Below are 12,289 nucleotides of genomic sequence, written 5' to 3'. Positions count from 1 at the left end.
CTTTATACCATTAAATGGTAATGCAGTTTAGATATAAGTATTGTTGTGTTATAGTTAATTATTAACCAATAGATAATTAGCTGATATAAATATAATGTTAAATTTAATTATCAACATACAAATTACCTAGCCAATTATTTTTCTAAATGGCTATTGGCCTCTCTTATTTGCTCTTTGCTCAATCCATTGTTCATACTCACTCAGTTTCCACCGGGAAGATCGCCCTAGCTTAATTGGTGATGGAAATAGGCCTTTTTTTATTTGAGCGTAGAAGAACTTATTTGTCAGACCTGAATTGCTCACCATGTATTTCATATCGACTAAACGATCATCCTGACTGTAACTTTGCGAAATAGTGTCAGTAAGCTTTTGATTATTGATTAAGCTCGTCATTAGCTCGGCTGGAACTATAGATGTACCCCATACATGTTGAGGGCTAGTGGAGTCTCTGAGCCGAGAAGAAAGACGGTGCCTGATGCTGGTTGCTGCTTTCTGAACCTGTAGTTTATTATTTCGTGTATCTGTGTTTTTCATTGTTGACCTCTTCGTAAAGTCAGTGCCTGTATGTGCAGACTTGCTGCTATGAAGAGGATAGTAATTCGTTCTTTTAGTGTGTAAAATTGGTAAATAATTAATACTTTTTTAGACACTAAGGTAAACAGATGCCTAAAGTCTCAAATGAGCAGAAAGCAGTGATGGACATACTTGATCTTATTCATTTTCATAATGTATATACATCAAGATTGATATCTTCAGAAGATCAAAAGCTATTTCAAGATATAGCACTGGATGTTCAGGGTGCTGTAAATAAAATCAGCACTGAAGAAGCGCTACTAGATATTTTAACCCACTATTTGATATGTGGTTTGGAAATTTCATTAAGTGGCGATGATGTAAAATTTATGAGTAAGTTGAAGGGTAAATATGAGATTCCTGATGAAGTACTCGATTCTATTTTGAAAAAGAAGAAAGAAATATCTTTCGCTCTTCTGAGTTGTATGGTGTCGGAGCATGGTATTAAAAAGGCTGATTTTATAGATCAGTTGGTGAATCTGACAAAGAAATATGAGGGGATATATATCCCAGCCACTATAGCTTATAGACTTGCTAATAATTTTAATAGTCTTGTTCATCCTCTTGATCATCTTCACTTCTATGGATATCTTAATGATCTTGGTATAATGACTTGCGCGAAATATCGGTGTAACAAAAGAAATGATAATAAGGGCTCTTTTAATCGGGTAGCATTGCTCATGGAGTTTGAGATTTTTAGAGTATTTGCAAGGTTTTGTATTGACCCAGGCGGCATGGATGAAATCACATTGAAAACTCCTCCGAAAGATATTCCTGATGAGTTAAGGAAAAAGATTATAGATGAATATAAATATTTAATAGATAATGTTTTTAGCAAAGAAGGCATTCTTTATAAATTTAAAGATTCGAATTTAAATGAGGAGAAAACAGCTTTACTTCTTCTGGACAATGTAAGTCGTTTATTTAAGCATAGACGGTTTTTTCAAGGAACAATAGCCAGATGGCCGGGCGCTTGGGGAGTTTTCTTAATAGAACTTTTAAGACAAGAGAATCCAACAAGAGCAATTTATTGTGAAAGTGATAACACTAATAGTCTTAGTGAAGAGGCTAAAGATATAATGGATAAACTGAATTATAAAGTATCAGCTAGAATGCTTTATTTACGATATAGTCAATTTATAAAGAATGAATCAAAATTTATAATAAGATATTACAGTATATTAGCTCAATTACCTTATACGCCTGAATGGGATGGCGACAGCTATGTTTACCATAAATTTTTAGTGTAGAATGTAGTCCAAGGATTTTCTAATGAAGAGATATTAGAGAGGATTTTTGGTAGAAGAAGTGACTGGGGAGTGGTGGTAGGAGAGATGACTACTCTGAAATGTTCATTATTTTCAGAGAGTTGTAGGTAGCACGTAACTATCTTTTACTGCAAGGATAAGATCTGAATGAACCTTTGCCGCATTTTTTACTGATTTATAATTAACCATTATTATAAATGATTTTAATTTTACTGTACATATAAACAGTATTGGGCGATACTAAGCCATGAGTGACAGTTAGAGCTGATGAAATGAAAGAAATTGATATCAAATTGAAAATTGTAGAGTTTCTTTTAAACTCTGAGCCCGCTGATACATACCTCGCTGCTGAAGTTAGATTCAGTTTCGGGTCAAGACGTGCTGATATCGTTTCAATTTCATCTGATATTGCAACTGTTTATGAAATAAAAAGTGAAAAAGATTCTGTTGAAAGGCTTGTTTATCAAATAGATAGTTATAAAGAATATTTTGATTATTGTTACATAGTCTGTGTGAATCAAAATTTAGATGCAGTCAGGAAAAAAATCAGCACGAATGTAGGGATTATTGTTGTAGATGATATTAGCGTTAGGAGAATTAGAAAGGCAAAGCGTATTGCCCGGCAAGAAAAATTATGTTTAGCAAGCACTATACCAGTGAATGAATTAAAAAAAATTGTCATGCAAAAAAAAGGGCTATCAAAATACGAATTATGTGTTTCATTAGCTAATGAAAAATCTCTCGCTGAGATAAAAAGCTTATCGAGAAAATTTTTATTGAATAATATCATGAAAAATTTCAAAATTTTCCATAATGAAATTGGTGAGATTTTATCACCAGATGACATTCTAACAATAACAAGAATGCCTCCTGGTAAGATATTAAGATTTTCTTAGTAGAACACGACTTGACATGAAATAATTCATTCTCACTGCAATCCAAAAAGATGGACTTATACCTGAAGGCGTGTTTTTAGCTGCAAGACTAATTTCATGATCAGCCCATATCCCAATTGGTTTATAACGTTCATCTTTTACCATCATTGCAGCACACAACGGATAACTTCCGGCGTCTCTTCTATACCTTTTATAGATAAATTTTTCCTGTAAAGAAATATCTATTCTTGGTACAAAAGTGCCTCCTTTCATTTCTATTTGTTCAATATTAATTGAAGCATAATCACCGTATTTTACATGATGACTTTCGCTAACTTTATTGAATATTTTTTCTTCTAAAATAGGTATTTCACCTCGGTCATCGTGCCCGTATTTAATAGGGCTAGAGGGGAATGATGTACAGGCAATGATAATATCTTCGATTTTATCATTAAACATTTCTAGATCACTACAAGCATTTAAGAAATACTCTTCTTCCCTATCAGTAGTTCCTTCAACTTGCCCTGCATCTAAGATAACATAAAATTTACTACCATCTTGTAGACTATCAGCGATAGGTTTAATAAAAATAGAATAATCATCTAAATCGTGTGGAAGGCGTAACGCCAGCATTTTTTTTGTTTTAGTTATTTCGCTAACAAAATTCTGCACTTCTGAAAAATCTTCATCATCATAGATGTGTATCATTGGGATAATGTTCAAATGATTATAAAGATTGATGAAGTATCTCCATTCATAATAACCATCTTTTTCATCAACGAGTTGTCGAATTTGATCGTTGATATATTTCTCATTCGATGTTAAATCTAAAATAAAAGGTCTTTCTCCCTGAATATCTTTGATAGTCAGCATTCTACGATGGATGTCTCCATCGGGTGCTATTTTGGCTTTTCGTGACTTTGTTAGCTCATAAATTGGTAGAATATGATCAAATATTCCTGACGAGAGTTTTGACACTGCTTTTAACTCAGCGTCCCTAGTCTTCATAATTGGGAAGTAATTGAATTTTTTCATGATTTATAAGTTATGTCCACTGAAGCCTAATTGTTGAGCACGGATTCTCACTGCCATTGATGATACTTGGAAATGTGCTGCTATATCAGCCACTTGATTGGATTTTTCTTCTATAAACTTACTGAATTCAATCTCTGGCATTAATAACTCGGCAGCAAATCTATTTGCTTCAGCTTCCATTTTATTTGTTTCTTCATTCCTGAAGAAAACCGTGTCTGTAAAACTATTTCTATTGAGAGTATGTCGAATAAAGTGGCCTAATTCATGGGCAATAGTAAAGCGTTGACGATGCGGATGATGTAATGAGTTTATCGTCATTACCCAATTGCCGCTTTTCCCTTGCTTGAGTGAACCCGATTCTTCTCCTTTCATCGGCTCTAGTCGCATCGTTATACCTAATAAATTGGTTAGTCTTGAAACATCTAGAGGACTTGTTTCAATGTTATTTTTTTTAGCAAAAACAATAAGTTCTGAAGCCGTTGTCATATCAATGTCTTGGCCGCTTATTACACCGCTACTTTTTAATTTCTTAGTCATAAACGCCATTTAACTTCTCCTTCCTAAGATAAAGTCGCTGCCATCTTCATCTGAGGTATCTTTTAAAGAAATACTTTCAGCAATTAATTTAAGGTTCCTTTTTAAACCATCTAGTTCTTGCTCAAGCTTCTCAAATGACTGATTGTGTTCTTGTTGGCTAAGTTTAATCTCGTCAATTGAACTGATTTGAGCTAGCAAATCAAATTGTACAGGTTCAATCTTTTCGTATAAAATTCTCTTTATTTCTTTTTCAAATTTTGAACTTTCTACATATTGGTTTACTTCGACAACGGCAATATCTCTAGCTTCTTCTTTTGCTTTTGCAGTGGAAGAGTTTTTGATAATAAGAAATGAAAATGCTGCTACTATCCCATTGAGTGCAATGAGTACAGTAATAATTGTTTGATATAAATTACTTTGGAAAGACCAAAAATCGTCCAGACTTAAAAGGGTACCATCAGTGACCATCTTACCGATGTTCTGTAAAATTTTGGGATCAGAAATGATATCAGGCTTTTTAAGCACAAAATTATCAGCGAACCCAATGTAAGAGTAAAAACTTGGGCGTAGAACTAAATAGAAAATGAAAAGCCAAAAAAAACTAGTTACTAAGGTACAGAAAGCAATGGATAGAAAAGTAATCCATTTACTATGATGGCAAAGTTTTGGCTTAGGGTGTGAATCTCCGTGTTGAGCTTTATCTTTAATCGACATTCTCTACCTCATTAGGCCTGCCCATGCCATATCCTCTCTACTCTTGTATATGATACCAGCTATTGTTGACTGCTCGTTCATGCTTAGATCTCGTAAAAATGTGACCTCTATTGCATTGTGGCTTAAAAATCAATCTAGTAAAAGATGTTTTCAAGCCAATCCGATGCCTCAACTTGCTATGTTTCTGACACTTGCGATGCTCAAGTTCGTTATAAACGAAGCATACCACTGCATCATCTCTTTCCTTCCATCCAGATACTGCGCATGGTTGTAAGCTCCACGAATCGCATTCTTGTCCACATGAGCAAGTTGAGTTTCAATCCACGCAGAGTCAAAACCTTCTTCGTGTAGTATGGTACTCATTGTGTGACGAAAACCATGCCCCGTCACCCTTCCTTTGTATCCTAATAACTCGATCACCTGATTAATGCTTTCCTTTGAGATCGGCTTAGTGCGATCATTGCGTCCAATGAATACAAGTGGGTATAGCCCAGTAATAGGTTTTAGTGATTCAAAGAGTGCTACTACCTGATCCGACATAGGTACGATATGCGGTCGTTTCATCTTCATTACTTCAGCTGGTATCTCCCAGAGTCGCTTTTCAAAGTTGATATCTTCCCAACGGGCGAAACGCAACTCCTGAGTTCGTACACCTGTAAGCATGATGATTTGGGTTGCCGTCTTGGTAATAATGCTACCAGTGTACCCAGCTAGATCTTTGAGGAAGTGCGGTAGTTCTTCAGCGGTCAGAAAGGGAAAATGTGTTTTCTTAGGTGTAGCGAGGGCAGTAGCGAGATCGGGGGCAGGATTGTATTCAGCACGTCCGGTCACAATCGCATGACGGAATACTTCACCACAGCGTTGCCGGACTTTGCGCATCTTTTCTAGTGCTCCACGTTTTTCCATTCGGCGCAGAGTTTCAAGTAACTCCATCGGTTTTATCTCTGCAATGGGACGCTTGCCAATGTAGGGAAAAACATCTTTCTCGAACGTATCAATGATTTCTTCACGATAGCGCAACGACCAACGGTCAGCTCTCACCTGATGCCATTCTCTCGCAATTGCTTCAAAAGTGTTTTCAAAGCCTAGCTTCTGAGCGATTTTCTCCGCTTTCTTTACTTCACCAGGATCGTTGCCCGCCGCCAGTACCTTTTTGGCAGCTTCACGTTTATCACGCGCTTCAGCTAAGGAGACTTCTGGATATACACCAAAGGCCAGGCGTTTTTCTTTACCAGCGTAACGGTACTTCAAACGCCAGTAACGTGAGCCGCTGGTCGCTACCTCAAGGTAGAGACCACCGCCATCAGATAACTTGTAAGGCTTTTCTTTCGGTTTAGCAGTATCAACTTGACGGGCTGTTAACTTCATTGGGGGCACCTCAAAATGGGGGCATCTTTTATGCCCCCCATAATGCCCCCAGAATGTACTTGATTCTGGTAGACATGAGTTGACCTCAGGAGAACATAACTGATTGCAATAGCAGGTAGTATAAGGGATTTATTGACTGTGGGGGAATTCAGGGGAGGCTAATTGGCGGAAGATCACAGGAGTCGAACCTGCCCGGGACCGCTGGCGGCCCCAACTGGATTTGAAGTCCAGCCGCCTCACCGGAGACGACGATCTTCCGCGCCCACATTGCTACATGGAGGCGGGGCGCATTATAGCTACTTTCTCAAGGTTTCCACATCCCCCCTCTCACTTTTTTCATCAGCCTTTCGCCTTACCATGATCGGTTTCATATAAATCTTCACAAAATCCATGAGTTACCTGTTTTCATATCTTTTGGGAATTATGAGTTCACATAGCGTCCATGCGACGTTTCGTGAGAAAACCTGTCACAGGCCCGGTAAGCGTAGCGCCACCGGGCAAAACACACTATTGCGCAGGCTGTGGTTGCGTGACTTCCGCTCCTGACACAACGCCTGCCCGCATTGTTTGCGTCACCTGCTGTTTATCGGCGTTTACCGCGTGCAACTGGCCGTTTACCGTTGGCTTCAGTGGGGCGTCCGCCTGGATATTACCGCTGGCGGTAAGCTGGATGTTGCCGTCGCCGGAAATGGGCAGCGCAGGCCATCCCCATTGCTGCAAGACGTTCATTGGCACGCCGCGTCCGTTCAGGCTGACTTTTGTCTGGCGCTGGGGGAGTTGTGAAACGCTGGCCGTGGCTTCTAACAGCCCTTTCTCCGTAAATGCGCTCAGTTCGTTGATGTTAACTGTGCTGCTGTTTGCCGCCAGCGCCAGAGAGGGGCGACGCACGTCCACACGGTTAAACGTCGCGGCTGCCGCGTTAAGCGTTGCGTTCCCGCTCCATACGCCCCATTGATGGTTCTGCACCAGTCCCAGATTCGCGCCATAACCATCCAGCGCGGTGAGCTGCCACGGGAAAGCCGGGTCGATATCAATCACCAGGTTGCGACTGGCGCTGAATTTTTTCAGCGTCAGGCTGTTTAACCAGCCTGGCAGAGGTTTCATCCACTGCTGCTTCCAGTTTTCCGGCAGCGTGTATTCCAGCCCGGCAATGGCGGCATCGTCGAGGATTAGCGCTTTGCCATTACGCAGCCAGTTGCCGGATGTTCTGACCATACCGCCTTCCCAGCGGGTCGTGAACTGGCGTAGCGCAATGCCCTGCGGTGAGAATTCGGCATTCAGAATGGGATCGAAGAAATGCAGCGAACCGTAGATGAACTCGCTGGCATTCATCGACAGTTTGCCTTCTTGCGTCTGCCAGTCATCTTTGCTGAACGTCAGGTTGCGCAAACTGAGATCGAGGTCGGTTACTGCCCAGTCCGGGCCTTGCAGGCGGGCATCGGTCACTTCAAGACGGCCAATTTGCAGAGACGGGATAGCGGTGAGCGGGGCAAAAAAGTCGGTCAGCGATTTATCGCTTTGCAGCCGGATGTCGTTCAGACGCAGATTTTCCACCACCCAACTGCCGTCCGCGTTGCGTCGCGCCACGCCGGTTAAGGCGCCGCGCGCAATGTCTGCGCCAATGTTGCTTAAGATTACCTGTTCCTTATCAATGCTGCCTTCAATCAGCACGTTGGTCGCGGGAACATCATTCAGCGTGAGTGAACCGGCGCTGAGCTGGATCTGCGCCTTATTCCCCAATACCTTGCCCGCTTCGGGACGCCAGGGAACCACGCCGCCGTTAACGCGCTGAGCGCTCAGGTTCCACTCACCGCCCGGGCTGTTAAGTGCCATGTTCTGTAATTGCAGGCGGTCAGCCTGAACAGGAAGCGGTGCGGTTTGCGGGGAGATATTGAGCGTGCCGTCCTGCAACAGGATGGCGTCGACGTGCAGGGGATCGGTTATCTGGCGACTGCTCAGGCCGATATCCACCGTTTTCGCGACTAACGTGGCGGGCTGGCCATCCCGGCCAAACGTAACGTTCTCAAGCAAAATGTGGGACGGTGCGGAGAAGCGGTGGTCCATGATATCAAATGTCAGGCTGTACCCGCTGTTCTCTGATATCCAGGCGCTTACATGCTCCGCGCCCCAGCGGGTTTGCAGCAGAAAATAGAGGCCGAAGATCACCACCAAAAGGGCAATCAATATGTAGAGAATCAGCTTTCCAATAAATTTCATGGTCTTCCATCCCGCGAAGTGCACACATCTGAGTTATGCACGATTTACGCGCAATCCTCAAGGCGGGAATGGTGAAAGAGCGTTACAGCGGCGATGATTGTCGATCATCGCCGCATTTCGCTTACGGCTTCTCTGGCGGGAAAATCAGGTTCAGAACGATAGCGGTGATGCCCCCAGCGGCAATGCCGGAGGAGAGCAGGTTTTTCACCCAGTCTGGCGCAAATTGCAGGATCAGCGGCTGCTGAGAAACGCCCAGGCCGACAGCCAGCGACAGCGCGATAATCAGGATAGCGCGGCGGTTCAGCGGCTCACGGGAGACGATACGCACGCCGGAAGCGGCGATGGTGCCGAACATCACCAGCGTGGCGCCGCCGAGCACCGGTTCAGGAATGTGCTGCACAAAGCCGCTTACCGCCGGGAACAGGCCGAGCAGGATCAGCATCAGCGCTACCACAAAGCCGACATAACGGCTGGCCACGCCGGTCAACTGAATCACGCCGTTATTCTGCCCGAAACAGGAGTTGGGGAAGGTATTGAACACGGCGGAAACAAAGGAGTTCAGGCCGTTAGCCAGCACGCCGCCTTTCAGACGCTTCATATACAGCGGCCCGGAGACCGGCTGCTCGGAGACATCGGAGGTGGCGGTGATATCGCCGATGGTCTCCAGTGAGGTGATCATAAAGACCAGCATCAGCGGCAGCAGCAGGTTCCAGTCAATGCCCAGACCGTAGTACAGCGGCGTGGGCACCATGATTAAGTCTTGTGTTGCCGGTGTGGTGTTTTCCGGCAGCATTCCCATAAACCAGGCCAGCAGATAGCCTGCCGCCATCGCGATCACCAGCGAGGCCACACGCAGGTAGGGGTTGCGCTGGCGGTTAAGCAGGATGATCAGCGCCAGTACGACGCCTGCCAGCATCAGGTTTTTGGGCGCGCCAAAGGTGTTGTCGCTCATTGCGGCATAGCCGCCGCCAATGGATGTTAAACCCACCTGGATCAGCGACAGACCGATAATCATCACCACCACGCCGGAGACCAGCGGTGTGATAATGCGGCGCGCCAGATGCAGTATGCGGGAGAGAACCATCTCGGTGCAGCTTGCCAGCATCAGCGTGCCGAATAGCGCCGCCATCATGGTGGGGACGTCCGCTCCGCCGGTTTTCAGCGCGGTGCCGCCCATAATCAGCGGGGCGACGAAGTTAAAACTGGTGCCCTGAATAGATAACAACCCTGAACCGACCGGCCCCCATGCTTTGATTTGAATAATTGAGGCCACACCGGAGGCGAACAGCGACATGCTGATAATGTGTTGAGTATCTTGTGCCGGTAAACCGAGCGCCTGGCAGATTAACAACGCTGGCGTGATGACCGCGACGAACATTGCCAGCAGGTGCTGACAGGCGGCAAACAGGGTTTGAGGGAGCGGCGGGCGATCTTCAAGACGGTAAATCAGTTCGCTGTTTTGCGTCTGCGCAACCGGTTGCGCATTTGCCGACTCGACGGTGTTAACAGACATCAGAGGCAATCCCATGGTGGAAAAGCGGTGATTTTATCTGACCAGATGGTAAAAGCAAACGATTGCATTTATAAATTTTACAAACGGTCTCGGGCAAGGGGTTATCAGGCGTTGGAATAACGCTCGGTTTCGGGCATCCAGCGTTCAATCAGGGCGGTTGCCTGTTGCGGATAATGTTCGTGAATGTGACGGGCGATGCGTTGAACATCCGGGATAATGGCCTGATCGCGCAGCAAATCCGCCACTTTGAACTCGGCGTTACCCGTCTGACGCGTGCCCAGCAGTTCACCGGGGCCGCGAATCTCTAAATCCTTTTGCGCAATCACAAAGCCGTCGTTGCTGTCCCGTAAGACCTGAAGGCGCTTCTGTGCGGTTTTCGAGAGCGGTGATTTGTAGAGCAGTACGCAATGGGAGGCCACCGCGCCGCGGCCCACGCGTCCACGCAACTGGTGTAATTGCGCCAGACCTAACCGTTCCGGGTTTTCGATAATCATCAGGCTGGCGTTGGGGACATCCACCCCGACTTCAATCACCGTTGTCGCGACCAGCAGGTGCAGCTCACCTTGCTTAAAGGCCGCCATCACCGCCTGCTTCTCTGCGGGTTTCATCCGCCCATGAACCAGACCAATCTTCAACTCCGGTAAGGCGAGCCTGAGCTCTTCCCATGTCGCTTCCGCAGCCTGGGCTTCTAACAAATCCGACTCTTCAATCAACGTACAGACCCAGTATGCCTGGCGGCCTTCCTGGGTACAGGCATTGCGGACGCGATCGATAATATCGCTACGACGGGTGTCCGGGATGGCAACGGTAGTGACAGGTGTGCGACCCGGCGGTAGCTCATCAATCACGGAGGTATCGAGATCGGCATAGGCGGTCATTGCCAGGGTTCGGGGGATCGGCGTTGCGGTCATGATTAACTGATGCGGGTGGAACCCCTGCTGCTGACCTTTTTCCCACAGCGCCAGACGTTGATGGACGCCGAAGCGGTGCTGTTCATCGATAATCACCAGCGCCAGCCCGTTAAATTGTACCTGCTCCTGGAAAATCGCGTGGGTGCCGACCACCATCTGTACCTGCCCGCTGGCGATGGCTTCCTGCTGCGCCAGGCGCGCTTTCCCCTTCTGTTTACCTGCCAGCCAACCCACTTCAATACCAAGCGGTGCAAACCAGTTGCGGAAGTTACTGGCATGCTGCTCGGCCAGCAGTTCTGTCGGCGCCATCAATGCCACCTGTTTGCCATGCGCAATGGCGCGTAGCGCAGCCAGTGCGGCGACCAGCGTTTTACCGGAACCGACGTCGCCCTGCACCAGACGCATCATTGGCACATCGAGCGCCATGTCACGTTCGATCTCCGCCACTACGCGCGCCTGCGCACCCGTTGGTTTGAACGGCAATGCGGTCAGCAGCTGATTCTTCAGTGAATCGTTCGCGCTAAGCGGCTGGGCGTGAAAACGCTGCGCGCCGGCACGCAGCGCCAGCATGCTCAGGTTATGCGCCAGTAGTTCTTCCAGAATCAGGCGTCGCTGCGCCGGATGCTGCCCGGTTTCCAGATCGCTAAGCTGTAGCGACGGTGGTGGGCGATGCAGCGTGCGCAAGGCTTCCGGCAGGCTCATCATTCCTTGCGCAAGTTCAGGCGGCAGAAGCTCGGCAATGGCGCAGGTATCAAGCAGGTCCAGCGCCTGGTCGGTGAGCTTACGCAGCGTGGCTTGCTTAATGCCTTCGGTGGTCGGATAAACGGGCGTGAGCGTTTCCTGAAGCTCCGGCGTGCTGAGATCGCCCTGCACGCGGTATTCAGGGTGAATCATCTCCGCGCCGTACTTCCCGCGTTTGGCTTCACCATAGGCCAGTACGCGCCGCCCGGTCGCCAGGCTGTTTTTCATTGCCGCGCTGAAGTTGAAAAAGCGCATGGTGAGAATGCCGGAGCCGTCGCTAATCTGGCAGGTCATCATCCTGCGACCGCCGAAGGTGATATTGCAGTTCAGCACTTCGCCTTCAACAGTGGCGTAAATGCCCGGCAGCAGTTCGCCAATCGGGTAAAGATGGGTGCGATCTTCATAACGCAGGGGAAGGTGCAACAGGAGGTCCTGCACGGTGTGCAGGCCAATTTTCGCCAGTTTGCTGCTTTGCGCTGCGCCAACGCCGGTCAGGGAATTGAGCGGGATGGCATCCAGCAAACGGCCTTTCATGTG

At 46.4% G+C, this 12,289-nt stretch carries 10 protein-coding genes and 1 tRNA gene; 2 read left to right on the top strand and 9 right to left on the bottom strand.

Features of this window, described 5'->3' with window-relative positions:
- Positions 1-150: 150 nt before the first annotated feature.
- Positions 151-315, bottom strand: a complete 165-nt coding sequence (locus OGX75_RS02950; protein ID WP_181941914.1) for a helix-turn-helix transcriptional regulator — start codon at positions 313-315, stop codon at positions 151-153.
- 347 nt (positions 316-662) lie between these two features.
- On the opposite strand from OGX75_RS02950, the gene OGX75_RS02945 reads away from it, so the two are divergent.
- Positions 663-1,823: a hypothetical protein gene (locus tag OGX75_RS02945; protein WP_001127255.1), complete on the top strand. Its 1,161-nt coding sequence runs from the start codon at positions 663-665 to the stop codon at positions 1,821-1,823.
- Positions 1,824-2,113: 290 nt separating this feature from the next.
- Positions 2,114-2,737 carry a sce7726 family protein gene (locus OGX75_RS02940; RefSeq protein ID WP_000658302.1) on the top strand — a complete coding sequence of 208 codons (624 nt, stop codon included), beginning with the start codon at positions 2,114-2,116 and terminating at the stop codon, positions 2,735-2,737.
- Here OGX75_RS02940 and OGX75_RS02935 read toward each other — a convergent pair.
- The 8 genes from OGX75_RS02935 to recG form a co-directional block, all read right to left on the bottom strand.
- Complete coding sequence (locus tag OGX75_RS02935; protein WP_000714423.1) at positions 2,723-3,751, bottom strand: beta family protein; 1,029 nt, start codon at positions 3,749-3,751, stop codon at positions 2,723-2,725. The genes OGX75_RS02940 and OGX75_RS02935 overlap by 15 nt on opposite strands.
- A 3-nt stretch (positions 3,752-3,754) precedes the next feature.
- Positions 3,755-4,297: an ImmA/IrrE family metallo-endopeptidase gene (locus OGX75_RS02930; RefSeq protein WP_000875106.1), complete on the bottom strand. Its 543-nt coding sequence runs from the start codon at positions 4,295-4,297 to the stop codon at positions 3,755-3,757.
- Positions 4,298-5,002, bottom strand: a complete 705-nt coding sequence (locus OGX75_RS02925; RefSeq protein WP_063411338.1) for a hypothetical protein — start codon at positions 5,000-5,002, stop codon at positions 4,298-4,300.
- A 168-nt stretch (positions 5,003-5,170) separates the two neighbouring features.
- A complete protein-coding gene (locus OGX75_RS02920; RefSeq protein WP_000778546.1) occupies positions 5,171-6,370 on the bottom strand; it encodes a tyrosine-type recombinase/integrase in 1,200 nt (399 codons plus the stop codon).
- Between the two features lie 163 nt (positions 6,371-6,533).
- Positions 6,534-6,628: transfer RNA gene (locus OGX75_RS02915), tRNA-Sec, on the bottom strand.
- Between the two features lie 249 nt (positions 6,629-6,877).
- Positions 6,878-8,587: an AsmA family protein gene (locus OGX75_RS02910; protein ID WP_286451026.1), complete on the bottom strand. Its 1,710-nt coding sequence runs from the start codon at positions 8,585-8,587 to the stop codon at positions 6,878-6,880.
- A 121-nt stretch (positions 8,588-8,708) separates the two neighbouring features.
- Entirely contained in the window at positions 8,709-10,100 is a 1,392-nt protein-coding gene (xanP, locus tag OGX75_RS02905; protein WP_024131065.1) for a xanthine/proton symporter XanP, read from the bottom strand.
- Between the two features lie 104 nt (positions 10,101-10,204).
- Positions 10,205-12,286, bottom strand: coding sequence for an ATP-dependent DNA helicase RecG (recG, locus tag OGX75_RS02900; protein WP_286451025.1), 2,082 nt, complete (start codon positions 12,284-12,286; stop codon positions 10,205-10,207).
- Positions 12,287-12,289: the final 3 nt, after the last annotated feature.

Origin of the sequence: Citrobacter sp. CK199, from assembly GCF_030333285.1 — a bacterium.
Taxonomy (GTDB): domain Bacteria; phylum Pseudomonadota; class Gammaproteobacteria; order Enterobacterales; family Enterobacteriaceae; genus Citrobacter_B; species Citrobacter_B koseri.
The sequence above is the reverse complement of the archived record's forward strand: the minus strand, read 5'-3'. Positions and strand labels throughout refer to the sequence as shown.

Bases quoted from the DNA above. Each gene is read 5' to 3' on its own strand.
- xanP (WP_024131065.1), bottom strand. From the start codon at position 10,100: ATGTCTGTTAACACCGTCGAGTCGGCAAATGCGCAACCGGTTGCGCAG.
- OGX75_RS02935 (WP_000714423.1), bottom strand. From the start codon at position 3,751: ATGAAAAAATTCAATTACTTCCCAATTATGAAGACTAGGGACGCTGAG.
- OGX75_RS02950 (WP_181941914.1), bottom strand. From the start codon at position 315: ATGAAATACATGGTGAGCAATTCAGGTCTGACAAATAAGTTCTTCTAC.
- OGX75_RS02920 (WP_000778546.1), bottom strand. From the start codon at position 6,370: ATGAAGTTAACAGCCCGTCAAGTTGATACTGCTAAACCGAAAGAAAAG.
- OGX75_RS02930 (WP_000875106.1), bottom strand. From the start codon at position 4,297: ATGGCGTTTATGACTAAGAAATTAAAAAGTAGCGGTGTAATAAGCGGC.
- OGX75_RS02910 (WP_286451026.1), bottom strand. From the start codon at position 8,587: ATGAAATTTATTGGAAAGCTGATTCTCTACATATTGATTGCCCTTTTG.
- OGX75_RS02925 (WP_063411338.1), bottom strand. From the start codon at position 5,002: ATGTCGATTAAAGATAAAGCTCAACACGGAGATTCACACCCTAAGCCA.
- OGX75_RS02945 (WP_001127255.1), top strand. From the start codon at position 663: ATGCCTAAAGTCTCAAATGAGCAGAAAGCAGTGATGGACATACTTGAT.
- OGX75_RS02940 (WP_000658302.1), top strand. From the start codon at position 2,114: ATGAAAGAAATTGATATCAAATTGAAAATTGTAGAGTTTCTTTTAAAC.
- recG (WP_286451025.1), bottom strand. From the start codon at position 12,286: ATGAAAGGCCGTTTGCTGGATGCCATCCCGCTCAATTCCCTGACCGGC.